Source organism: Flavobacterium erigeronis, assembly GCF_054075165.1.
The window spans coordinates 30,539-55,188 of record NZ_JBSKGP010000005.1; the positions used below are offsets into that span (position 1 = coordinate 30,539).

At 33.4% G+C, this 24,650-nt stretch carries 24 protein-coding genes; 10 read left to right on the forward strand and 14 right to left on the reverse strand.

The genetic code is table 11. The annotated features are described in order from the left end of the window. The first annotated feature begins 28 nt into the window (after positions 1–28). The 4 genes from ACWA1F_RS11005 (at position 29) to tsaB (ending at position 4,752) form a co-directional block, all read left to right on the forward strand. Complete coding sequence (locus ACWA1F_RS11005; RefSeq protein ID WP_125722708.1) at positions 29–1,150, forward strand: efflux RND transporter periplasmic adaptor subunit; 1,122 nt, start codon at positions 29–31, stop codon at positions 1,148–1,150. Positions 1,151–1,235: 85 nt separating this feature from the next. Beyond that, entirely contained in the window at positions 1,236–2,687 is a 1,452-nt protein-coding gene (locus tag ACWA1F_RS11010) for a TolC family protein (protein ID WP_456893790.1), read from the forward strand. 6 nt (positions 2,688–2,693) lie between these two features. Then, positions 2,694–3,986 carry an efflux RND transporter periplasmic adaptor subunit gene (locus tag ACWA1F_RS11015; RefSeq protein ID WP_456893791.1) on the forward strand — a complete coding sequence of 431 codons (1,293 nt, stop codon included), beginning with the start codon at positions 2,694–2,696 and terminating at the stop codon, positions 3,984–3,986. A gap of 94 nt (positions 3,987–4,080) precedes the next feature. Further along, complete coding sequence (gene tsaB, locus ACWA1F_RS11020) at positions 4,081–4,752, forward strand: tRNA (adenosine(37)-N6)-threonylcarbamoyltransferase complex dimerization subunit type 1 TsaB (RefSeq protein ID WP_456893792.1); 672 nt, start codon at positions 4,081–4,083, stop codon at positions 4,750–4,752. A 175-nt stretch (positions 4,753–4,927) separates the two neighbouring features. Here tsaB and ACWA1F_RS11025 read toward each other — a convergent pair whose 3' ends face one another. Then, positions 4,928–5,740, reverse strand: coding sequence for a mechanosensitive ion channel family protein (locus ACWA1F_RS11025; protein ID WP_456893793.1), 813 nt, complete (start codon positions 5,738–5,740; stop codon positions 4,928–4,930). A 119-nt stretch (positions 5,741–5,859) separates the two neighbouring features. Beyond that, positions 5,860–6,237, reverse strand: coding sequence for a YtxH domain-containing protein (locus tag ACWA1F_RS11030; protein ID WP_456893794.1), 378 nt, complete (start codon positions 6,235–6,237; stop codon positions 5,860–5,862). A gap of 266 nt (positions 6,238–6,503) precedes the next feature. On the opposite strand from ACWA1F_RS11030, the gene ACWA1F_RS11035 reads away from it, so the two are divergent. Together ACWA1F_RS11035 and ACWA1F_RS11040 are read left to right on the forward strand one after the other, a co-directional pair. Then, the gene (locus ACWA1F_RS11035) at positions 6,504–7,877 is read left to right on the forward strand and encodes a hypothetical protein (RefSeq protein WP_456893795.1); all 1,374 of its coding nucleotides are present in this window, start codon (positions 6,504–6,506) and stop codon (positions 7,875–7,877) included. Continuing rightward, positions 7,855–8,349: a hypothetical protein gene (locus ACWA1F_RS11040; RefSeq protein ID WP_456893796.1), complete on the forward strand. Its 495-nt coding sequence runs from the start codon at positions 7,855–7,857 to the stop codon at positions 8,347–8,349. The genes ACWA1F_RS11035 and ACWA1F_RS11040 overlap by 23 nt, the downstream gene beginning before the upstream one ends. A gap of 49 nt (positions 8,350–8,398) precedes the next feature. Here the strand turns inward: ACWA1F_RS11040 and ACWA1F_RS11045 are convergent, their stop codons facing one another. Next, on the reverse strand, positions 8,399–9,298 hold the full coding sequence (locus ACWA1F_RS11045) for a NifU family protein (RefSeq protein ID WP_456893797.1): 900 nt from the start codon (positions 9,296–9,298) through the stop codon (positions 8,399–8,401). Positions 9,299–9,441: 143 nt separating this feature from the next. Here ACWA1F_RS11045 and ACWA1F_RS11050 point away from each other — a divergent pair, with 143 nt between their 5' ends. Together ACWA1F_RS11050 and ACWA1F_RS11055 are read left to right on the forward strand one after the other, a co-directional pair. After that, positions 9,442–10,431, forward strand: coding sequence for a PorP/SprF family type IX secretion system membrane protein (locus ACWA1F_RS11050; protein WP_456893798.1), 990 nt, complete (start codon positions 9,442–9,444; stop codon positions 10,429–10,431). A 10-nt stretch (positions 10,432–10,441) separates the two neighbouring features. Continuing rightward, on the forward strand, positions 10,442–10,957 hold the full coding sequence (locus ACWA1F_RS11055) for a gamma carbonic anhydrase family protein (RefSeq protein WP_306159644.1): 516 nt from the start codon (positions 10,442–10,444) through the stop codon (positions 10,955–10,957). Positions 10,958–11,047: 90 nt separating this feature from the next. Here the strand turns inward: ACWA1F_RS11055 and ACWA1F_RS11060 are convergent, their stop codons facing one another. The 6 genes from ACWA1F_RS11060 to ACWA1F_RS11085 form a co-directional block, all read right to left on the reverse strand. Then, positions 11,048–11,764, reverse strand: coding sequence for a LytR/AlgR family response regulator transcription factor (locus ACWA1F_RS11060; RefSeq protein ID WP_456893799.1), 717 nt, complete (start codon positions 11,762–11,764; stop codon positions 11,048–11,050). Between the two features lie 106 nt (positions 11,765–11,870). Further along, positions 11,871–12,581 (reverse strand): dioxygenase family protein, encoded by a 711-nt coding sequence (locus ACWA1F_RS11065; protein ID WP_456893800.1) that lies wholly within the window; start codon positions 12,579–12,581, stop codon positions 11,871–11,873. Between the two features lie 12 nt (positions 12,582–12,593). After that, entirely contained in the window at positions 12,594–13,724 is a 1,131-nt protein-coding gene (locus ACWA1F_RS11070) for a sensor histidine kinase (RefSeq protein ID WP_456893801.1), read from the reverse strand. Continuing rightward, positions 13,725–14,051 (reverse strand): DUF4907 domain-containing protein, encoded by a 327-nt coding sequence (locus ACWA1F_RS11075; RefSeq protein WP_456893802.1) that lies wholly within the window; start codon positions 14,049–14,051, stop codon positions 13,725–13,727. After that, positions 14,041–15,048 carry a Kelch repeat-containing protein gene (locus tag ACWA1F_RS11080; protein WP_456893803.1) on the reverse strand — a complete coding sequence of 336 codons (1,008 nt, stop codon included), beginning with the start codon at positions 15,046–15,048 and terminating at the stop codon, positions 14,041–14,043. The genes ACWA1F_RS11075 and ACWA1F_RS11080 overlap by 11 nt, the downstream gene beginning before the upstream one ends. 14 nt (positions 15,049–15,062) lie before the next feature. Further along, positions 15,063–15,905, reverse strand: coding sequence for a DUF6268 family outer membrane beta-barrel protein (locus ACWA1F_RS11085; protein WP_456893804.1), 843 nt, complete (start codon positions 15,903–15,905; stop codon positions 15,063–15,065). 231 nt (positions 15,906–16,136) lie between these two features. Here ACWA1F_RS11085 and ACWA1F_RS11090 point away from each other — a divergent pair, with 231 nt between their 5' ends. Both ACWA1F_RS11090 and ACWA1F_RS11095 read left to right on the forward strand, forming a co-directional pair. After that, positions 16,137–17,465, forward strand: coding sequence for a DUF4270 family protein (locus tag ACWA1F_RS11090; RefSeq protein ID WP_456893805.1), 1,329 nt, complete (start codon positions 16,137–16,139; stop codon positions 17,463–17,465). Beyond that, positions 17,466–18,701 (forward strand): aromatic hydrocarbon degradation protein, encoded by a 1,236-nt coding sequence (locus ACWA1F_RS11095; protein WP_456893806.1) that lies wholly within the window; start codon positions 17,466–17,468, stop codon positions 18,699–18,701. Between the two features lie 4 nt (positions 18,702–18,705). On the opposite strand, the gene murI is transcribed toward ACWA1F_RS11095, so the two are convergent. From murI to ACWA1F_RS11120, 5 genes are all read right to left on the reverse strand, one after another. Further along, positions 18,706–19,482, reverse strand: a complete 777-nt coding sequence (gene murI, locus ACWA1F_RS11100; protein WP_306159627.1) for a glutamate racemase — start codon at positions 19,480–19,482, stop codon at positions 18,706–18,708. A gap of 148 nt (positions 19,483–19,630) precedes the next feature. Then, the gene (locus tag ACWA1F_RS11105) at positions 19,631–20,134 is read right to left on the reverse strand and encodes an OmpH/Skp family outer membrane protein (RefSeq protein WP_170830271.1); all 504 of its coding nucleotides are present in this window, start codon (positions 20,132–20,134) and stop codon (positions 19,631–19,633) included. A gap of 14 nt (positions 20,135–20,148) precedes the next feature. Further along, complete coding sequence (locus ACWA1F_RS11110) at positions 20,149–21,186, reverse strand: OmpH/Skp family outer membrane protein (protein WP_456893807.1); 1,038 nt, start codon at positions 21,184–21,186, stop codon at positions 20,149–20,151. A gap of 42 nt (positions 21,187–21,228) precedes the next feature. Next, positions 21,229–23,976, reverse strand: coding sequence for a BamA/OMP85 family outer membrane protein (locus ACWA1F_RS11115; RefSeq protein WP_456893808.1), 2,748 nt, complete (start codon positions 23,974–23,976; stop codon positions 21,229–21,231). Next, entirely contained in the window at positions 23,909–24,649 is a 741-nt protein-coding gene (locus ACWA1F_RS11120; RefSeq protein ID WP_306159708.1) for an isoprenyl transferase, read from the reverse strand. The genes ACWA1F_RS11115 and ACWA1F_RS11120 overlap by 68 nt, the downstream gene beginning before the upstream one ends. Position 24,650: the final 1 nt, after the last annotated feature.

Here is a 24,650-nt window from a genome sequence, read left to right on the forward strand (position 1 = left end):
CAAAATAAATCGATTAAACCAAAAACAAATGAAAAAAGGAGTAACCGTAACCATTTTAATATTTATTGCAGTTGTTTTTTTTGGCGCGCTTTACTATTTGTATGCTAAAAATCAAGAATCGCCAATTGTATTTAAAACGGAAAAAGCAGAAATTAAAACCATCGTAAAAAATACTATTGCGACGGGAAATATTCAGCCTGACGAAGAGGTTTTAATCAAGCCAAATATTTCAGGTATTATTGAAGAAGTGTATATCAAAGCTGGAGAAAAAATCAAAGCTGGTGATATGATTGCCAAAATTAGAGTGGTGGCAAATGTTTCGAACGTAAGCAGCACACAAAATCAAGTGACTACAGCGAAAATTGCTTTAGACAATCAGGAAAAGCTTTATAAGAGACAAAAAACATTGTTTGAAAAAGATGTAATTTCTGCAAATGATTTTGATGCGGCTCAAGTGGCGTATAATCAAGCAAAACAAACTTATTTGGCAGCAAAGCAAAGTTTGGATATTGTTAAAACGGGAACAACTTCATCTTTAGGAAACTATGCAAATACATTGATTCGTTCTACAGTTAACGGAATGGTGCTGGATGTTCCTGTAAAAGTAGGAAACCAAGTTATCGAAAGTAATAACTTTAATGAAGGAACAACAATTGCAAGTGTTGCCGATGTTGGAAGAATGATTTTTATTGGAAAAATTGATGAATCTGAGGTTGGAAAAATTAAAGAAAAAATGCCGATTGAAATTACAATTGGTGCCATAGAAAATAAAAAGTTTGATGCTGTTTTAAATTATATTGCTCCAAAAGGAGTTACAGAAAATGGTGCAATCCAATTTGAAATAAAAGCGCAAATGGTTAACAGAGACGATACTTTTATTAGAGCAGGTTTAAGTGCTAATGCTTCCATTATTTTGGAGAAAGCAGAAAAAGTTCTGGCAATAAAAGAATCTCTGGTTCAATTTGACAAAAAAACACAAAAGCCTTATGTAGAAGTTGAAACTGCTCCACAGAAATTTCAAAGAAGAGATTTGGTTCTTGGAGTTAGTGATGGAATCTATGTTCAAGTTAAAAGCGGTGTAAATGATACAGATAAAATTAAAATCTGGAATCAAGGCTTGATTAACGAAGGAGACAAAGAAAAAAAATAATCTAATTTGAAGGTTTAAGGATCTTTTTGGTTTTAAAAATGTTAAATTTGCGTAGTTCGGTTTACTGCGCCTTCATTAAAAGTATATGAAAATAAACAAATATAATAGTCTGGTTATTGCAATGTTATTCGGTTTCGGATTAACTGGACAGGCACAATCAAAGCAATGGACTTTAGAAGAGTGTGTTAGATATGCTCTTGAAAATAATATCACTGTAAAACTATCTGAATTAGATGTAAAAAATGCTGAAATCGATAAAAGAGGTGCTTTAGGAAATTACCTTCCATCTGTAAACGGAAATGCTTCTCACTCTTGGAACATTGGTTTGAACCAGGATGTTACAACAGGTATTTTGCGTAATCAGACAACACAATATTCTTCAGTAGGATTAAATGCTGGTGTAGATATTTACAAAGGTTTGCAGAATCAAAATACAATGAGAAGGGCAAAATTAAGCATTATTGCCTCGCGATATCAGTTGCTAAAAATGCAGGAAGATATTTCTTTGAATGTTGCGAGTGCCTTTTTGCAGATTTTATCTAATAAAGAAGATTTAAAAGTTAAAAAGGAACAGTTAACAATTGATGAAAAGCGTTTTGCTAGATCTGAAGAAATGGTAAATGCAGGAACTATTCCGCGTGGAGATTTATTCGATTTAAAAGCAACTGTTGCAACAGACAAACAAAATATTGCAGTCTCTGAAAACAATTTATTGATTTCTAAATTGAGTTTAGCTCAGCTTTTACAATTAAAAGAATTTGCAGATTTTGATGTTGTGGATGATACTAAAGTGGCAGATGAAAACAATATATTGGCACAGACACCAGTAGAAATCTATAATAAGGCTAAAGAAACGAGAACAGAGTTAAAACTAGCCCAAACAAATCTGGAAATTGCAGAAAAAAACGTTGCTATCGCTAAAGGAGCCTATCAGCCAACCTTAAGTGCTTTCTACAACTTTAATACGAGAGCAAGTTATTCTGATATTATAACAGGGTCAACACCAAATACGGCAAATCCAACTTCTCAGATTGGATTTGTTGAAGGAACTAATCAAGCGGTTTTACAGAATAATTTCACGCCTGTTTTAGGAAAAGCAGATCCAATTTTTGACCAATTTAGAGATAATAAAGGACAATCTTTCGGATTTCAGCTTTCAGTGCCTATCTTCAATGGTTTCTCAGTACGAAATAATGTAGAGCGTAACAAAGTAAGTTTAGAAAAATCTAAAATAGATTTAGAGCAAAAAAGTTTAGATTTGCAACGTAACGTTTATACAGCTTTTACAGATGCTAAAGCGGCTTTAAATACGTTTGAAGCATCTACAGTAACCTTAGAAGCAAGACAGCAGGCTTACAATTACGCAAAAGAAAAATATGATGTTGGTTTAATGAATTCATTCGATTTCACACAAGCTCAAACATTATTGACAAATGCGCAGTCTGATGTTATCAGAACGAAGTACGATTACATGTTCAAAATTAAAATATTAGAGTTTTATTTCGGAATTCCAATTGTTCCAATTATTACAAAATAATCTATTATGTCAAAAAAAACAGTTTATTTCTTATTAGGCGGTGTGTTAATACTTATCATTGCTTTAGTGGCTCTTAAAAATGGTGGAATAATAGGAAGTAAAGATGAAGGAAAAGAAGTAGAAATTGCAAAAGTGACGGCTTCTACAATTGTTGAAACCGTTTCGGCGACAGGTAAAATTCAACCTGAAATCGAGGTTAAAATTTCACCTGAAGTTTCTGGAGAAATTATATTATTGAATGTAAAAGAAGGGCAAGTTGTAAAAAAAGGAGATTTATTGGTTAAAATCAATCCCGATTTATATACTTCAAGCTACAATCGTTCGGTTTCTAATTTGTCTGGATCTAAAGCTGGATTAACACAGTCTGAGGCTAGTTATAAAGAAGCAAAAGCCAATTACGAGCGTAATAAAACACTTTATGACAAAGGTGTAATTTCGAGATCGGATTGGGACAAAGCAATTGCATCTTTTGAAGTGGCAAAAGCAACGAAACAAAACTCCTATTATAACGTTCAGAGTGCTTCGGCTTCTGTTAGTGAAGCAAGAGATAACTTAGGACGTACAACAATTTATTCTCCAGCAGACGGAACTATTTCTGTATTAAACGTAGAGTTGGGAGAAAGAGTTTTGGGAACGCAACAAATGGCCGGAACAGAGCTTCTTCGTGTTGCCAACCTGAATAATATGGAGGTTGAAGTTGACGTAAACGAAAATGACATCGTAAAAATAAAAATAGGCGACGAAGCAAATGTGGAAGTTGACGCTTATTTGAAAAAGAAATTTAAAGGAATTGTAACCAGTATTTCAAATTCTGCAAGCACCACTTTGACTTCAGACCAAGTAACCAATTTTAAAGTTAAAGTTCGTATCCTGAAAGATTCATATCAAGACTTGCTAGAAGGAAAACCAAGTACTTATTCTCCTTTTAGACCTGGAATGACCGCTACGGTTGATATTATTACCACAACAAAAACAAATGTTTTGGCAGTGCCAATTAGTTCTGTTGTAGTGAAATCGGATACTACAGCTGTAAAAGATTTCAAGGTCGAAGATCCAAATGAAGATAAAAAAGCGACTCCAAAAAGCGATAAAAAATTCGAATGTGTTTTTGTTAAAGTTGGAGACAAAGCTAAAATTAGAGTCATTAAAACTGGAATTCAAGACGATACTAATATCGAAGTAATGTCTGGGTTAAAACCTGGCGATGTCGTGATTACAGGTCCATATACCACAGTTTCTAAAGAGCTAAATTCTGGAGATAAGGTAAAACTTAAGAAAGCTGAAACTCCAAAGAAATAATCATATTTTAAGCTAAAAGAAGCCGAAGCTAGTTTTAAAACCTTCGGCTTCTTTTAGTTCACAAAAAATAATTAATATTTAAAAATTACATATTTTGTCTTTTATTCTCAATATCGAAACGGCTACTAAAAATTGTTCAGTATCTATTGCAAAAGATGGCCAGACCATTGTTTGCAGCGAATTGTCAGATGAAGGATATTCGCATGCCGAAAAACTTCATGTTTTTATTGAAGAAGTAATAGCAAAAGCAGGTATTTCTGTGCATGAATTAAAAGCTGTTGCAGTTAGCCAGGGACCAGGATCGTATACCGGTTTGAGAATTGGTGTTTCGGCAGCAAAAGGTTTGTGTTATGCTTTAAATATTCCGTTAATTGCTGTAGATACCTTGCAGACTTTAGCTTCGCAGGCAGGAGTTACAGATGGGAAAATCATACCGATGTTAGACGCACGCCGTATGGAAGTTTACAGCGCTATTTTTAATTCAGATTTAACGCTTGAAAGAGCTATTAAAGCGGAGATTATTGACGAAAATTCATTTCAGGAATATACAGACAAGCTTTACTTTGTTGGCGATTGTGCCGATAAATGCAAGCCAGTTTTGACTAAAGACAACTTTGTTTTTTTAGAAAATATAAAATACCCTTCAGCTCAAGCAATGAGTAAAATCAGTTTCGATAAATACCAAAAAAGCGACACTGTAGATGTCGCTTATTTTGAACCTTATTATTTGAAAGATTTTATGATTGCTCCGCCAAAGAAACAATAATAATTTACTTAGACGAAATTGCTTTTAAACACATAGAAACATAGTTTTAGAAACTTAAATAAAGGCGTTTCACTTATTTAAATACACATAGTTGAACTATGTGAAAGAAATATTTTTCTCTTTGTTGGTCTTTGTGTTAAAATTAAATTTTCAATTTCAATAACACTGATAAGTACTATTTCTGTATAGTATACGGTTGAACTGAAATCCCAGCTTCATCCAAAGCTATTTTGCAATTTTCTAGAGTTTCAGAAAATACAGCTCCGTAATTGGCATTTTTTGCCCAAGGACGAACAGCAAAATCAATGGAACTAGCCGATAAATTTTTTACGAAAACCTCTGGCGCAGGAGTCTTTAATACTTTAGGATTTTTATCCAGAACATCCAGAAGAATTTCTTTAGCCTTTCTGATATCTGAATCATAAGAAATAGCAAAAGTCAAATCAGCTCTTCTTTCTCCCTGCATCGAGTAATTGATGATATTTCCGTTAGATAAAGAACCATTAGGAACAAATACAGTCTGATTATTTCCGGTAAGCATTTTGGTTACAAAAATCTGGATTTCAAGAACTGTTGCGATAACACCTTGCGCTTCTATTGTATCTCCCACTTTAAATGGTTTAAAAACAATAATAAGCATTCCTCCAGCAAAATTAGAAAGCGATCCTTGCAATGACAAACCAACTGCAAGACCCATAGCTCCTAAAATAGCGACGAATGAAGAAGTCTCTATTCCTAATTTGGAAATGAAGGTTACAAACAATAATATTCGTAACGCCCACAGTAAAATGTCCGATAAGAATTTTGTCAGCGTCGGATCAAGATCTCGCTTGATCATTATTTTTTTAATAATTCGATTAATCAATCTGATGGCATATAAACCAACAAATAAGATTAAAAAAGCAGAAATTAATTTTGGCGAATAATCTACCAAAATATTAATAAATCTAGTAACGTATTTACTTACTTGTTCGGGATCGAGATTCATAATTTTTAAAATAAAAAAACCTTCTCATAGGGAGAAGGTGGTGTTTGTACTGCAAATATAAATATATTTTATATTATTAGAAATATCAGTTTATGCTTTGACCTAGTTTTTATTGTTTGTTAAGCCTCTGTAATGGGTTTTTCGCTTACATCGACAACAGTTTCAGAAGAAGTAGTTTCTGCAGGTTCGTTTGCAAAAGAAGCTGTTTTTTCTTTAATAGTATCAACTGCATCATTTACCACTTTGGCGGCTTTATCGGCATATTCGTTTACCGTTTCTTGTGCTTTTTCAACATAATCTGCAGCTTGATCAATAATAGGTTCCGAAACTTCTTTTACTTTTTCAATTGTTTCTTCTGCAAAAGCTTCGGCTTTCTCGATATACGGTGCGGCAGATTCTTTAGCTTGTTCAAAAGTACTTTCGGCATTATTGGCCAATTCAGTTACAGATTCTTTGGTTGAGCCAAATAAATTTTTAAAAAATGAAGATAATCCCATGGTTGTTAATTAATTGGTTAAGAGCACAATATTAGTTAAAATTTAGAATTAACTCATTTTTTTAATGTAAATATTTGATAATTAATCTGTAATGTTCCAAAAATAGTAACTAAAAAATGCATCCGATATTTAAAAAACCGAGAAACAAGCCATGCCTTATTGTAATACAAAAATAACTTTTAGTGTTATTTTAGAATTGAGTCTTTAGTCTAAATTTATAAAAAGTAAGAAAACACTTTTGTTTTAAATTCAGAATCAGACTAATTATGAGCAGAATACGAAATGTAAAAGGTAAAATTACAGAAATAATTGGTGGCGATTATAATATCTATTCGGAAGAAAATATCATTTTTACTTCAGCGCTATCCATAACAGAAACCGGAGAAGAAAATGGAGTAACGTATGGAGAACCGCAAGATCCGCCTTTAATTAGTGGCATAAAAGAGATTGAGATAATTACTGCTCTCGATGATGGTTCTGCCAACGATTTGAGCGGAGGTCTGCAGAAAGGTTTTATCTACGGCAATACTTATGAAATCAAGGTAAAAAGTTATATCAATCATCCGCCGCAAAACAAAGACTGGATAAAATGGATGATCAAATACCATGATTTGTCTCAAAACAGCTGGGTCGAAATTCGGTTGACAGCAAAAGGAGACTATATAACTTTGACCATTAATAATAATGAATTATGCGGTCGTTTTGTTTATGTAAGAGCTTATTTAAGATACCCAGAACGAGAAGCAGAACTTAAGGTTTGGATGCATAATAGGTTTAGGTGGTTTGATAGATCTAAAATTGATGATCAGATAAAAAACCGTGTTAAAGATCCTTGGAAAATTGATCAAGGAGGCAGTTCGTTATGTGGAATGGCGGCACTCTATTATGCAATGATTAAACGCGACCCACAAGCTTATGAAAAACTTGCTAAAGAACTTTTTAGAACTGGAGAATATGCAATAGGCAGTTATGTGATAGGACCTAACGAAAAAGCTCTAAATATGTACGAGACTAAACCAACAGACTCTGATTACAAATCTATGCGCATGCAAGAAATAGACTGGATTGTTCTTGCCACAACTCGCAGCAAAGAAAGCTTAAACAGCCAGTTTGTTTACAATGGTTTTGAAAATGGAAATATTGATATGTTGAAAGCTGTAAACTGGCCTGACTTGCTTACCCGAATGTGTAAAGAAGTTGCTGGTTTTACCAATGCTAAAGCGCATGGACTAAGTTTTAATTCTATTAATAACAAAAAGAGAATTATATCCGCAAGAATTCATGACTATTTTTCAAACAACGATTTGGAAGAATTATTGGAAATAGATAGACTATATAAACTGGGAAAAATTATTTTATTGATGATAGATGCTGAAATGATAGATGATAAATCAAATTATAATTCATTTGTGAGCATTGGAAATAATTCTCACTGGATTGTTTATGAAGGAGGGTTGCAGTTTTTTGATATTAATAAACAAACAACAATTTATTTAGATAACGTAAAACATATCAAATTTAAGATATATACATGGGGAGAAAATCCATTAAAATCTCGATTTATTACAAAACCATTAGTAGATGGACTCAGTGTTAAATCCTTTAAAAGTAATTATTATGGCTATATTGAAGCACAATAGTTTATTTTCAAAATTATTGTTTTTTTTCTTTTCAATAATTTTTATCTCTTGTAAAGAAAAAATTGATTGTAATAATGATGGACAAATTAGTAATACGTTTTCCTTTCCTAGAGAAAGTAACTATTTGCCTCAAAAAGGGAATCTATATTTTTTTGAGAAAAATTCAGAAAATAAAGATTTTTTTAAAGTGGTCGATTTAAGACATGCTAACATAATAGATGGAAAACTTAATATTTTTTTTAATGATATTCCTGATCATTTAAATGTAAAATATAATTATAAGATTGTGCTCGATGATTCTTTGGTATTTGAAATTATGAATATGCAAATGAAAGTTGATACTATGGGAAGAACAATGGGGGGATGGGCAATTACTTGCAGGTTAATGTCTTTTGAAGTAAATGGTAAAAAATATAATGCTAATGAAGGCACTCTAGATTTTCCATTTAATTCTGCTAAAAAAATTAAGTAAAAAAAAGCGCCTCAAAGAGACGCTTTCTATAGTGTTTTTTAAAAAGTAATTAAGCATTAACCGCTTCTACTTTAATTGCTTCATCGTTCAGCATGCTTTTTAGCATGTTTTCGATACCGCTTTTTAAGGTAAAAGTAGATGAAGGGCAACCGCTGCAAGCACCTTGAAGCAATACTTTTACTGTTTTATCATCTTCGTTATAAGATTCAAAAGCAATGTTTCCACCATCAGCAGCTACTGCTGGTTTTACGTATTCTTCTAAGATATTGATGATTTGCTGAGAAGTAACATCTAGTTTGTCAAAAGCTTCATCCTTAGTGACTTCATTTTTTGTAGCAGTTTGGATAAGACTTTCGTCTAAAACAGTTCCTCCGTTTTCGATAAATTGTTTAATGAAAGTTCTTAATTCTAAAGTAATTTCAGACCAGTCATTGATTTCGTATTTGGTAACAGAAATATAGTTTTCGTCAATAAAAATCTCTTTCACGTAAGGGAATTTAAATAATTCCTGAGCTAGCGGAGAAGAAGCAGTCTGATCGATGTTTTTATATTCTACGGCATTACGAGTCAGCATTCTGCTTACAACAAATTTCAATGCAGAAGGATTTGGAGTAGTTTCTCCGTATACTGTAATAGGCTGTTTTTTTGTTTTAGTTTCATCAATATTGATGATAACGCCACCTTTGTCAACAAAAGCGCTGATTTGCTCTGCAACAGCATCTTTTACATCGTCCCAATCCACAATGCTGTATCTTTCGATAGCGATAAAATTTCCTGAGATATAAACGGTCTTAACAAACGGTAAATAGAACAATTGCTGAGCTAAGGGTGAAGCTTGCGCTTCGTCAATATTTTTGAACTCAAAGTTTTGATTTTGAGTAATAAAGTCTTCAAATTCAAACTTTAATATAGTTGGATTTTGGGTCTCTTTTATAGTGATTTTAGTCATGATTATATATTTTTTGCAAATTTACTAAAGTTATTTTCTACTAATGGCTATATTTGATTTTTTAATGAAATAATTAAGACTCTTTTCAAATAAATCGTGTTAAATTGCAAGAGTGAAAATAATATAGAAACAAAATTGCCTTTATGAAATTTAAAATCAAGGTTTTATTAATTTTTCTCATTACTGTTTCGTACTCTTATTCTCAAGAGGGAATACCTGTTTACTCGGATTATTTGTCTGATAATTATTACTTAATTCACCCTTCTATGGCGGGTGCAGCAAACTGCGCCAAGATTAGATTAACTGCCAGAAAACAATGGTTTGGAGAAGAAGATGCTCCAGCACTACAGACTTTAAGTTTTAACGGAAGAATTGGCGAACGTTCTGGTGCGGGAATTATTCTTTTTAATGATAAAAATGGTTATCATTCTCAAAAAGGACTAAAGCTTACTTATGCGCATCATATACTTTTTTCGAGAGATGAAATAGATTTGAACCAATTGTCGTTTGGTATCAGCGGAGGTGTAATGCAAAATCAGTTAGACGAAACAAAATTTGGGCCTACTTTAGATCCCCTTATTTCTAATTCTGTCCTTACCGATAGCTATTTTACGATGGATGTAGGCGCATCGTATAATTATTTAGATTTTTATGCACATGCAACGGTTCAGGGCTTGATACAGACTAGAAAAGACTTATATTCAGATTATGAGAATAATAATTTGAGAAAATATTTGTTGAGTGCTGGTTATGTGTTCGGTAAAAATACTAATTGGACTTGGGAGCCTTCGATTCTTTTTCAGTTGTTTGACCAAACGAAAGGAAAAACACTCGATTTGAATATGAAAGCCTATAGAAATATGGATTTTGGAAGTCTTTGGGCTGCGTTATCCTACAGAAGAGCTTTTGATGGCGCTCAATATCTTTCAGGAAATAGTGTATCAACTCAAAAACTGCAATATTTTACTCCTATTATTGGAGTAAATTTCAAGAATTTTATGTTCGCTTATACCTATTCTCAAGTTATGGGAGATGTGAAGTTTGATACAGGCGGATACCATCAAATTACTTTGGGAGTTAATTTATTCTGCAGAAAAGCACGTTACGACTGTAATTGTCCTGCAATTAACTAAATTTATTTTTATGCTGATTAAATCTGTAAACGGAAAATCACCTCTTATTCCAGAGGATTGTTATGTGGCCGAAAATGCTACTATTGTTGGAGATGTTACTTTTGGAGCCTCTTGCAGTGTTTGGTTTAATGCTGTTGTAAGGGGAGATGTTCATTTCATTAAAGTCGGAAACAAAGTAAACATACAAGATGGTGCCGTAATTCACTGTACGTACCAAAAACATCCCACAATTATAGGAAATAACGTTTCGATTGGGCATAACGCGATTGTGCACGGTTGTACAATTCACGACAATGTTTTAATCGGAATGGGGGCAATTGTAATGGATAATTGTGTTATAGAAAGCAATTCAATAATTGGTGCCGGCTCTGTGGTAACACAAAACACGGTTGTGCCTTCGGGAACAATTTATGCTGGAATTCCGGCCAAAAAAGTAAAAGACATTGACCAGTCTGATTTTGCAGGCGAAATCGAACGCATTTCGAATAATTATGTAATGTATTCGAGCTGGTTCAAAGAAGAATAGATTTTTAAAAATTCCAATAAAAAAAATCCAAATTCCAAAAGTTGCTGAGAACATTGGAATTTGGAATTTTATTTTTTTGGAATTTAAAATTTAGAGGTTGATTTTTTCGAAGAAAGTATTCTTATAGCTTTCGCTGATTGGGATTCTTTTGTCGCTTATTAAAACCTTGTTTTTCTGAATCGATTTTACGTGTTTGATATTGATAATATACGATCTGTGAATTCTCGCAAAACCTTTGCTAGAAAGTAAATTTTCCAATTTGATTAAACTGATCAAAGTCAGCGTAAACTTATTATCGGTTGTGTAAATTTTGACATAGTCTTTTAAACCTTCGATAAAAAGAATATCGGCAAAATTCAATTTTACATTTTCATATTCGGCTCGAACAAACATAAAATCTTGTTGAATTTCGGGTGTATTGTTGCTTTCTGCAACTGTTTGATTTGCCACAGAAGGCTGTAAAGCTTGCTGTGCTCTTACAACCGCTTTTAAGAATCGATGAAACGGAATTGGTTTTACCAAATAATCGACAGCGCCAAGATTAAATCCTTCGACAGCATAATCAGAATAAGCAGTCGTAAAAATAACCAAAGGCTTTTTTTCTATCGTGTTTAAAAAATCAATTCCAGAAAAATGCGGCATCTGAATATCCAGAAAAACTAGATCAACATTATTTTGATTGATAAATGAAACGGCATCAATAGCATTATTGAAAGTGTTTATCAGCTCGAGAGTATCTACTTTTTTGACAAAATCCTGCAATAATTCTACAGCTAAAGGTTCGTCATCAATAATTACACATTTCATCTTTTCTGAATTAATTTGTTAAAATTTGTTTAGCAGTCAAAAGTAATTTGAAACCAGTAAATTAAGTTTTAAAATTTTCATAAAATACTGGTTTAACTAATCAAAATTATGCGTTTACGGTTATGGTTTTAGTTAGTGTAAAACCATCCGTCAGATTGCCTGTTATGGTTGCCAGTTCATCGGCTAAGCTATCAGCAAAAACATTATCTCTCGTATTTGCAGTATCTGCTTGCCCGTGAGCAGCATAATTGGTGCTGGAATATACCTCGCTTGAAATTGTTTCTGGAAAAGCAATCTGTGTTACCAGTAAAGAATTTCCTGTGCTTGACAGAACTTCTACGTGTACGTGAGGCGCTCTTCCTTGGTACCAGCCTGGATAAATTGATAAAAAAGAAACTTCTCCGCTCGTATTGGAAGTTTGTCTTCCTCTCAAGAAATGAACCGACGTATAATCAGTCTGCTGCATTTGTGTTCCACCATATTCGGAATAATTTCCATCTTTGTCGCAATGCCAAATATCTACTAAAGCACCAGAAAGAGGTTCGCAATTGTTATTTTTGTTCTCAATTTTTAAATTAATCAATAAGGCAATTCCAACACGGTCAGATTTGATGTTTTCTAAAACCAACTGACTTGGAGTTTTGATCGGAAACGGACCTTTTGTTTCTGAAGGAGAAACGGTGCAGCTTCCGTCTCCAGAATTAGCCGAGTCAGTTTCTTCATTGTCGCTTTTAGAACAAGATTCTAAAAATTTGGTAGCTGTTGCCAATGAGGCAATGCCCAAAATACCATTTCGGATAAATTTTTTTCTGTCCATAATCAGTTTTGTTTAATGTAATGCGGTTTTAATTTCGTCTAACTTTAAATTCAAATGAACTCGGTAATATTCGTTATCCTGAGTAATGGTTAGTTCGTGTGCGTTCGGATACAGAAGATCAAGACGGCTTTGGATATTTACCAATCCAATTCCCGAATTTTCTGGATCTTTCACATAATTTTCAATGGTATTTTCGATCCAGAAATCAAGAGTGTTATCCATAATTAGAATTTTGATTTTTACATGCGCTGCGCCTTTGTAATCGGTTCCATATTTAAAGGCATTTTCGACAAAAGAAATCAATAATAGAGGCTCGATAAATTTGTTTCTCGTATCGCCGTGAACATTAATTACAATGTCTTCAATATTGTTTAATCGCAGCTTTTGCAGTTCGATATAATTCTGAATGTAATTAACTTCTTTTTCTAAAGCCACCGTTTTGTTGTCAGTCTCATACAACATATAACGCATGAGTTCAGACAAGGTGACGATGGCATCAGGGACCAAATCAGATTTTTTGTGTGCCAAAGAATAAATACTGTTTAAAGAATTAAATAAAAAGTGCGGATTGGTTTGTTTGCGCAAGTAAATTAATTCGGTATTTGTTCGATGTGTTTCGGCAATCAGTTTATTTTGCTGATTATTATAAAATTCAGTTAATGTTCTAATAATGGCAGAGATTGTAATAACAAGAATGTAAAAAAATGAAGGCCCAATTTTAAAGAAAAGCGGCTGTTTCATTTCTACTCTTTCTGTCATTCGTTCTCTAGGCATAAACTTTGGGTCAAAAAGCCCATGAGAATTATGAGGGACCAATCTGGCATGTACGATATTCTCGGGTCTTAAATGTCTAATTTCAGGAATAAAATAGTGTAGCCTGATAACCATAAATAGTGCAATTAAAACAAAAGCAAACGTAAAATAAAGCCAGTATTTTTTTTGCAGCAAATAATTTGGAACCAAATAAAAATAGTTGAAATAAAACAAAATAATTCCAGTAATCCACTGTGCATAAAAATCGTTATTGATCTTAAACGGACTTTCGTAAAACTGAATTAAAGAAGTCAAAATAAAGAAAATCCATATCGCACAATGGAATAATATTTTGTTGTAGCCTGTATTTTTAATGGTATCGATCTGCATTTACAATTTTATTTTTAATAAAATTAATTCATTTTTGGTTACCGTTGGAGATAAGTTTTGTTTGAGTTTCTGCTTAACAAGATTAGCAACTTTTAGAGCATCGGTTTCTGTTTCAAAACTTTTAGTGTCGCTTATTACAGGAATAACCGATTGTTTTATTAAAACTTTTTCTTTGTAGGCAATGGTATAGCCCCAGCCAGCATCGGTTTGAAAAGAAGCTGTTGTTAAGGTTTCTTTTTTTGCGCAAGCTGCAAAAAGAAGAATTATAAAAACGATTAAACTCTTCTGGATGTTACTCCAGAAGAATTGTTTATTCTTAATTATCATCGTCACTTTGTTCATCCAATGGTTTAAACTCCCAGGCATCATCAAAATAGGTAGAGCCAATTCGTCCTAACATGTAAAATCCACGATTATTGATGGCAAAACCAACGGCGTCTGTTCTTGTTGCGCCTTCCATTGGAGTTCTTTCTGTCCATAAATCAGTTGATGGATTGTATTCCCAAATGGTTTTGATGTTTTCACCTCCTACAACATATCCTAAACCATTCATAGAAAAACTAGAGGCATTAGAACGTACAATTGCATAATCGTCATTGTAGCTGTAATCATCGTCTGTATCTTTGTCGATATCACGTTTTCTTGTCCACACATCTGTCGACGGATCAAATTCCCAGAAATCTTCCTGATAAACGCCATTGTTTACTCCGGTTACTAAATAAGCTTTGTCTGCAATGGTAAAAACAGTCGCATTTCGTCTTTTGTTTCCACTGAAACCATTTACCAAGGTCCAAGTATTGGCCTGATCGTCATATTGATAAAAATCTTTTAAATAATTTCCATCATAACCTGTTCCAAAGTACGCTTTTCCGCCTACCTGAAAACCTACGGCAGCATAACGTGCTGTTCCTGCAAAATCTGTTTTTTGTGTCCAGCTATTTGCAATAGGATCGTACTGATAAAAATCTTTCAGTTTGTTTGTTCCGTCGTAACCAAGACCAACATAACCTTTTTCGTTTAAGGCAAAACTAGATGCAGAACTTCTTCCTACGCCTCCAAAATCTGCTTTTTGTTCCCAATAATCTCCAGTTGAGTTATAAACCCATAAATCTTTTAAATAAACATCTCCGGTATAACCGCCAACTACATAGGCAAAATCTCCGATAACGAAACTTGTTGCACTAGATCTCGCAGGGCCGTCAAAAGCAGATTTTTTAATCCAGTTTCCAATCAAATCATCGTCATCATTATCATTGCTGCAGCTTATCAAAAAGAGGCTTGAAAAAAGCGCTGTGAATAAAATTCCTTTTTTTAGATTAATCATAGTGTATTTAATATTTATTGTTTGTATTTGATCCCTATTCCTAAAACGTAGCCATTCCCGCTATTGTAGTCGTATATTTTATGGTCGCTGTTATCCAGTAAATTGTATTTTTTGTTGAAATCGTAACCCGCTTTAAAATTTAAAAACCAATTGCCTCCAACATTTCTTTCGTATTCCAGAGCCGATGTCATTTGCGATAAAACGGCTTTTTCAGCTTTATTATCAGTTTTGGTTGTTTCGTCTAAATGATAAAAATTACCATTGAAACTATTGGTCAGACTAAACTTGTTTCTGTCATTGTTTGAATAGGAGATTCTCGAATCTGGGAATCCAATTTTAAAATCGGTTTTCTCATTCATTTTATAATCAAAAGCAACAATCGGCGTAATCTTTGGCGCTCCAAAAATTGAAGTTCTACCAGCACCAACAGTCAAATTTAGTTTTGTCCCAAGATGCTGTGTAACTGACAAACTTCCTAGAACTGTCACATCCGAAAAATCCAATTTGTTTTGGAAATTTGCTGTCGGAATAATCGAAAACTGCCACTTTGTTTTTTCTGCTATTTCAGATAAATATTCGAATTTGTTTTGAACTTTGTTGAATTGATCCTGATCCGCATAAAAGTTATAGGGATTGAATTCGTAATTCACCTTCAAATTAGAATATTCTAACGTGTTTACTATTTTGCTTTTTGCTCCTAGTTTTTTTTGATAAAGAACAGCAATGTCTGTTTCGTTAAAATTTATCTTTTCTGTTGGCTCCGTTTTAAAATTTACTGAGGCGCTAAAATTTTCCTGAGCTTTTAGACCCGAAAACGAAATCAAAAAAAGAGAACAAATTAAAAACCGTACTTTCATTATTTATTTTATTGGCTCAAAATTAGATGGATGGCGCCCTAAAAAAAAAGAAGATATATATATGGCGTGTTTTGATAGACAAAATCGGCGTTTTTCCAGTCGAATTAATATTTGATAATAGAATTCAGGTTATAGATCATTTTGTGCTATTTGTAGCTTAAAAAAGCGTGGTAGTATATGTTATAGTGTGTCGCCAAAGTGCGCAATTTATATTTGCTCAAAAATAAAATTATGCACAAGTTTATATTGATACTGTTTTTTGTACTGACCTTATTTTCATGTGGTACAGATACAGATACTGGAGAATTTACTGTTGGGTCAGATTATTTGGCTTTAAGCAATAAGGTGATTATGATTGATACTGTTACGGTCGATATGTCCACTATAAATTTTGACTCTCTGGCAACTTCAAATCGCGGCAGAATTTTAATTGGAAATTATGAAGATCCTATTTTCGGAAAAGTAAAATCAGATAGTTATTTCCAGCTTTCTACAAGCATTTATGCATTATCCAGCGTTGGTTCAGATACAGAAGCTGTCAATTATGTTTTCGATTCTATTTCGATGATTCTGAAATACGACCGTTATTATTACGGAGATACAACAAAAGTGCAGACGTTTAATATTCATCGTTTACTACAAAAAGTGAAGCCAAATACCGAGGATGATAATTTTTATAATAACTCAACTTTGGCATACAGTCCAGAAAGCCTTGGTACAATATCATATAGGCCAAGACCTGTGCAAAAAGATTCTATTAATATCAAAATGAGCAAAGAGTTTGGTGAAGCCCTTTTTCAAAAAATCAAAAAAAGAGAGGTTACAGATTTTGATACTTTTACAGAATACTTGAAAGGATTGGTTTTAGTCCCCGAAACTTCAAATTCATCCAGCGCTATTGGATTTAGTGTTTCTGAAAGTAAGGTTCGAATGTATTATTCCAAATACCAAGCCGACGCAGATGAAGTGCCTTTTACAATCGATTTTCAAATTTTGGATGCCACCAAGCAGTTCAATTCTATTTCCTCAGACAAGACAGGGACTATTCTTGAAAACCTTCCCATTTCGACGGGTAAGCTTTCCAGTACACTGACCAACAATCAGGGATATATTCAATCGGGGACAGGTGTGGCCTGTAGGGTTGATTTTCCGAATATAAAGCAGTTTAAAAATATATCAACCAATGGAGCCATTGTCGATGCAGAATTGATTTTGAAACCCGTCAATAATTCTTATTCCGAAAAATATCCTTTAGCAGATTCTTTAACAGTGTATGTGGGAGATAATTTGAATAGAATTAGTTCAACGCTCGTAAATTCTGCTGGAAGCACAGTTTATGGAAAACTGAATCAAAAGAGCGATGAATTTAATGAAAATGTTGGATATTCTATTTCTATTGGGGCTTTTCTCCAGAAAGAAATGCTAAAAGCATCCGATTCGAGATCGTCACTTATTTTAACCTTGCCCGGAATAGCCCAGTCTGTTAACCGAATAGTTTTGGGCAATCAAAAACATGCCAACAATAAAATTCAGCTGAAAATTTATTACATCTCTTATTAAATGAAAAATAATATTGTTTTATGGAGCTGCTTCCTTCTACTGTCGCTGACTTCCTTTTCTCAAAGTATTTCAAGTTCTCCGTATTCGCTTTATGGCGTTGGCAGTTTGTATGATGCAGATTTTGGCTATCTGCCTTCAATTGGCGGTTCAGGTATTGCTTTGCCTTCAGATACTTTTATTAACAACCTGAATCCGGCATCGCTAGGATTTATGTATTCGAATCATTTTCTTTTTGATATTGGAGGAAAGGCTATTGCGACAACTTATCAGAGCAGTAGTCGTTCAGAAAAGCGAAATAATTTTCAATTTTCTCATTTAGCTTTTGCTTTTCCAGTTACTAAAAATTCTGGTTTTAGTTTAGCGCTTCGTCCATATTCTAGTTCGGTATTTAAAATCTCAAATTTGAAGCTTCCAATTGCTGATAGCCAGGAATACTATTATGTAACGGCACAAGGATCAGGAGGCTTGAATAATCTGGATTTTTCATACGGATATAGATTCGGTAAAAAATTGACATTGGGAGCAACAGGAACAGTGCTGTTTGGAAATACAGTTGATGATCGTGCTTTTTTAATTTCAAATGCGATTACTACAATTCATAAACAGACAGATTATAGAGGAGTTCGCGCTACTTTAGGGGCTCAGTTTAAAATAGATTCTACTTTCACAATTGGAACAACAGTGAAAGTTCCGGCGAGAATAAACGCTTCAAAAGTACAAACGGTAACAAGCATCGCAGACGAAGTAGAATCTGCAATAGAAACCGATCAAGCTACAGATACAGACGATTATTATATGCCTCTAGAAATTGGTTTTGGAGCCAGCAAAAGGTTTAAAAATAATCTGAATGTGACTTTGGATTACGAAAAGAGTTTTTGGAAAAACACAAAGCAGTCTGAACTTTATGGCGAATTTGTAAATCAGGATCGTTTTGCGCTCGGATTTACTTATAGTGCCAAAAAGAATGTCAGGAAATATTGGGATAGAGTAGGGTACGCTGCAGGTGTGAATTTTGACAATGGCTATCTAGAAATCGACAAACAGCGCGTAAACAATGCCTCTATTTCTGTTGGGTTAAATTTGCCAATAGACAATACGTTTTCTTCACTTAATATTTCTTATTCTTACGGACAGAAAGGCAGAATTGCAAATGATTTGATAAAAGAAAATTACCATAAAATATCACTCAATTTATCGTTGGACGGAATTTGGTTCGTCAAGCGAAAGTTTGAATAATATTCTAAAAGTCTTTTTTGATTACCGGATATTTATGTTCTAAAATTGACTCTAAAACTGTAGGATTTGAGTTGACATAAAATAAAGGATCATGATCTGCACTTTCAGAAAAGCCAACTTTATCGCGAAGCAGATTTTTGGTCTGGCGCGCAACAGCTTCTCCTGAATCTATTATTTTAATATGATCTGGGAGAATTTTTTTTATCTGTGGAATTAAATAAGGATAATGGCTGCATCCTAAAACCAAATAATCAATATTAGCTTCGATCATAGGCTGTAGGTATGACTCCAGTAATTGTGTCATTTCTGGCGAATACAAATTGCCATCTTCAATAAGCTGTACAAGTCCGTGCCCAACTTGTTCAATGATTTTAGTATTCTGAAACATCTCAGCAGTTTTATTAAACAATTCACTGTTAAGAGTTCCTTTTGTAGCTAGGATTCCAATTACCTGTGTCTGCGAATTGTTCGCTGCAGGTTTAATTGCAGGCTCAATTCCAACAAACGGAATATCATAATCTCTACGAAGTTCGAATATGGCATTTGTTGTTGCTGTGTTACAGGCCACAACAATTAATTTGCAATTATTCTCTAATAAAAATTCTACATTTTTTTTACTCAATGCAACAATTTCGTCCTTACTTTTTTGTCCATAAGGAGCATTTTTACTGTCAGCCAGATAAATGGTTTTTTCATTTGGAAGAAGATCATGAATAGCACTCCAGATGGAAGTTCCGCCAATACCAGAATCAAAAACGCCTATAGGATTATTGTTTGTCATAAAGCAAAAGTAGTATTTTTAAATATAAATTCGTTATTCTAAGTTAAGTCAAATCTATAAATTATGCCAAAAATTATGTTTAATTTTTTGTAAAAAAAAACTGCTCAAATTATAAATTTGAGCAGTTTAATTATAGCGATTTAATTTCTTAGAATCCTAAATCTTTTTTAACGTCAGCAGTGATGTTTGGACCATCAGCTAATAATAAAGTAGAACCGTCTAAAACGTATTGGAAACCTTTAGCTTTTCCAACTTTTTGGATAGAAGCTCTTACTTTTTCCATTAATGGTTTTACGATGTCAGTTTCTTTTTGTTGTAATTCTTTTTGAGCATTGTCTCTGTAATCAACAATTCTCTTTTGCATATCTTGAACCTCTTTAGAACGCTCACCGTTTACAGCATCAGTTACAGTTGCAGCTTCAGCTTCGTACTTTTTGATTTTTACTTGATATTCGTCAACCATCTTTTTGTATTCAGCATCATAAGTTCCACTTAATTTCTGTAATTGATTTTGAGCATCTAGCATAGCAGGCATTTTAGACATGATCTCGCTTACATCAACATGGGCTACCTTCGCTTGCGCGTTCATTGTGTTACTTGCTCCTAAAATTAAAATCGCAGCAATTAGTAAAGTTTTGATTTGTTTCATCATTTTTAAAATATTAATTAATTATTGGTCGTATTTGCTTTTTGTTGTTCGGCTTCTTTTGCTTTTTTAGCCGCTTCTCTTTCTTCTAAAATTTTCTTTCTTCTTTCTTCCAATTCTTTTTTACGCTGTTCGTAAAGTAATTGTCTTTCTTCTGCTTTTGACATTGCAGGCTGTTCTGTGGCAGGTGTTTCTCCTGTTGCCGCAGGCGTTGTTGCAGGTTTAGCAGTCGAATTTGTGTTAACAGCTCCGCTTGTAGCAGCAGGAACCGCTGTTGATGTAGCTGTTCCAGAAACCGTGCCATTTTTTTTGGCTTCTCTCTCTGCAGCTGCTGCATTTCTTCGATCTTCGTATTCTTTTCTCTTAGCTTCCTGCTCTAATTTTCGATCTTGAATTAATTTCTCTCTAGCTGCTCTTTTCTCGTCTAGTGCTTTCTGGCGATCTTGCATTGCTGGATTCTCATCAATTGCATTTTCAAGATTTTCTTTAGCTTCTTGCTGTTTCAATTCTTTTTTCGTCAGCTGTTCACGTTTTTCAGTACGGTTTAAAATTCTTAAAACCTGATCGCTGATATCAAATCTTTTATTGCTAAAAAGCATCGTAAGATCTGATGATTTATCAAAAACAAAATCATAATTTTTTGCTTCAGCTATATCTTGTACAGCAGTAAAAACCTGATCTTGTATAGGCTTTGCTAAAGCTGCTTTTTGTCTCATTAAATTACCGTCAGAACCAAATTGTTTCTGCTGATAATCCATCATTTCCTGCTCAAGAAACTTAATTTCTGTTTCCCTTTCTTCTATTAATTCTTTTGTAAGTAAAGCTTTTTCTGTTTTTAAGCTTTCTTTCAAATTATTTATATTTAATTTTTTAGCCTCAACTTCTTGTTTCCACTTTTGAGCTTTTTGCTCTAATTGTGATTTGGCTTCTTTATAATCGGAAACATTTTCTAAAATATATTCCATGTCGATGTAGCCTATTCTAGTCGTCTTACCTTGTGCCTGACTTGTATTTGCTACAATCAAGGCTAAAAATATAAATAAAAATTGTTTTCTCATAACATAACTTTATTTGATGATTTTTAACCAAACGTTATTTCACTAAAATTGTTGTCCAATGATAAAGTGTGTTTCCCATCCATTCGCTTTTGTTTGTCCTGGAAGAGCATCAAATCCGTAACCAAAGTCGATACCCAATAATCCAAATGCAGGCATGAATACACGTAAACCAGCACCAGCAGAACGGTTTAAGTCAAACGGGTTGTAATCTTTAAACGTTGGATATGATGAACCTGCTTCTAAGAATGTTAATGCAAAAATAGAAGCCGATGCTTTTAATGTAATTGGATAACGTAATTCCATAGAGAATTTATTGTAAATCGTTGCTCCAATTGCATCACCATTTATATTTACAGGAGTTAAAGAGTTATTTGGATAACCTCTCAACTGAATAGTTTCTCTACCATCCATTGAGTAGTTTGCCATACCATCACCTCCTAAGTAAAAACGTTCAAACGGAATAACACCTCTTTCTTGGTTATAAGCTCCTAAGAAACCAAACTCTGTTAGCGTTCTTAATACTAATTTTCCATAAACCTTAGTATACCAGTCTCCTTTAAATTTAACTTTATAATATTCTAACCAGTTGTATTTTTTCTGATCGACTTTTGCCACATCTGTATCAGCGCTTGAATAATCTGATCCTACACTCGCATAACCTGTTTGACCGTTTACAGTTTCTGTTTTAACATAGTCACCATTGTTAAGCGGTTTTCCGTCTATACCACTTCCTGATGTCCCTGTATATTGTGTTTTGTATTCTTTCTGGTTTTGCAAATCACCATAATCAATTCCGTTAAATAATGAATATGGAGGAGTAACTTTAGCAGAAATACTAAATTCAGAACCATACATTGGGAAGATAGGATTTGTTCCTTTATTACTTCTTGAAAGTCCTATAGTATAAGCTAAGTTTCTTGACGCACCATTACCAAACGTAAACAAACCTGTATTATAATTGTTCAAGTCGTAGTGCTGATAACTTACCGATTGTGATAATACGAAGTAATCATCTGGCACGGTTAACCTTTTAGCTAAACCAACTTGGACTGTAAAAATATTAAAACTTTTGCTTCTATCAACAGTTCGAGTAATATAATTGTTAAGAAATTGCTTACTATATGAAATAGATGAACTAAACTGTACTGGTTTCTTTCCTCCAAACCAAGGTTCTGAGAATGATAAACTATACGTTTGGAAGTATGTACTTCCTTGCAGACGAAGGGCTACTTTTTGTCCGTCTCCCATTGGTAAAGGCTTATAAGCTTCTTTGTCGAACATTTTTCGCGCAGAGAAGTTGTTAAACGAAAGTCCTAATGTACCAATGAAACCTCCACCGCCATAACCTCCTTGAAGTTCGACCTGACTAGATCCTTTTTCAACTACATTGTATTCAATATCAACAGTTCCAGCTCCAGCATCTACGTTTTTAAATTTAGGATCGATAGCCTCAGGATCAAAGAATCCTAATTGTCCAATCTCACGAATGGTTCTAACTAATTGTTCTTTACTATATTTTTCACCTGGTTTTGTTCTCAACTCTCGGTAAATAACATGGTCGTTTGTTTTGTCGTTTCCAACAACCGTAATTTTATTGAAATAAGCGATAGGACCTTCAGTAACTCTAATCTCAAAATCGATAGTGTCATTAACCGTTCTAACCTCTACAGCATTAATGTTTGAGAACAAATAACCGTTGTTTTGGTACAAGTTGGTAATGTCTTCAGCATCTGGTTTTGTTTTATCAGCAATTCTTTTTTCTAATAAAACGCCATTGTAAGTTTCTCCTTTTTTAATTCCTAAATAACGGTTTAAAAGCTGATCTGAATAAACGGTATTTCCTAAGAACTTGATGTTTCCGAAGTAATATTTGTTTCCTTCTTCTACATTAATATTAATAGAAAGTGTATTTTTTTGTTTGTTATATTTTATAGAATCGTAAATAATACGCGCATCACGATATCCTTTTTCTTTGTACGTTGCGATTACTTTTTCTAAATCAGTTTTATATTTTTCTGGAATAAATTTAGAAGCTTTAAAGACACGAATAAAATTTTTCTGTTTGGTGTCTTTCATTGCAGCACGCAATTGCGTGTCTGTAAGTTGTTTGTTTCCAGTGAAATCAATATTGCTGATTTTCACTTTGTCACCTTTATCTATTCTGACAAGCATATTAACTTGGTGCCCGTTAATAGTATCAGGAGTATTGGTAATAGTAACTTTTGTGTTATAAAAACCTTCTTTTTTATACTTGTTTTCGATGTAGTTTTTAGTGGTTGTAATTAAGTTTTCGTTGACAATTTTGTTTTTTGTCAAGTTGTTATCTTTAATTAAACCTTCGATTTTACTTTTCTTTACACCAACGATTTTAACTTCATTTAGTTTAGGAAGCTCAACAATGTCTAAATCTAAATAGATACTGTCATTTTCTACTTTATTAACATAGAACGCGATTTCATCAAAAAGCCCTAGTTTTCCTAATTTTTTAATTGCGCTACTTATTTCTTCTCCAGGTACAGTGATTTCTTGGCCTTTTTGAAGTCCTGAAAAGGTAACAACAGTCTGTTCATTGAAGCTTATTTTACCAACAACAGAAACTTTAGCTAGAATATATTTTTTTCCTTGATCAAAAGGAACTCTTTCTTGTGCTTTAATTTGTGAAAAACTACCCAAAAGTAAAAGGGTAAAGACTATTTGTATTTTTTTTTGCAACACTAAAAAATTATTTAATTTGTTCACTGGTTTTTCCAAATCTACGTTCTCTTTTTTGATAACTAATAATAGCCTCATATAAATCTTGGTCTTTAAAGTCTGGCCACAAGACATTAGTAAAATACAATTCTGCATAGGCGATCTGCCATAGCAAAAAATTACTTATTCTATGTTCTCCACTTGTTCGTATTAATAAATCTACGTCAGGTAAATTTTGCGTGTAAAGATGCTCATTTATAATTGAATCGTCAATAGTGTCTATTGAAATTATATTATTTTTAACTTTATCACTAATTGACTTTACGGCATTTACCAATTCTTCTCTAGAGCCGTAGCTTAAAGCGAGAGTAAGAGTTAAGCGTGTATTATTTTTAGTCTTTTCCATAACATCCAAAAGTTCTTTTTGGGCTGTTTTTGGCAATTTATCAAGATTTCCAATTGCATTAAGTCTGATATTGTTTTCTTGAAGGGTAACGAGTTCTTTTTTTAATGAATTGATCAATATTTTCATTAATGCCTGTACCTCAAGCTTTGGGCGGTTCCAGTTTTCTGTAGAGAAAGCATATAGCGTTAAATATTCAATTCCTAGTTTAGCTGAGGTTTTGATGATGTCTTTTACAGATTTCGTACCATTTTCGTGGCCAAATGCACGCAGAAAGCCTTGTTGTTTAGCCCAACGTCCGTTACCGTCCATAATGATGGCAAGGTGTTTTGGTAAGTTTGTGTGATCTATTGATTCTATTAAATTCATT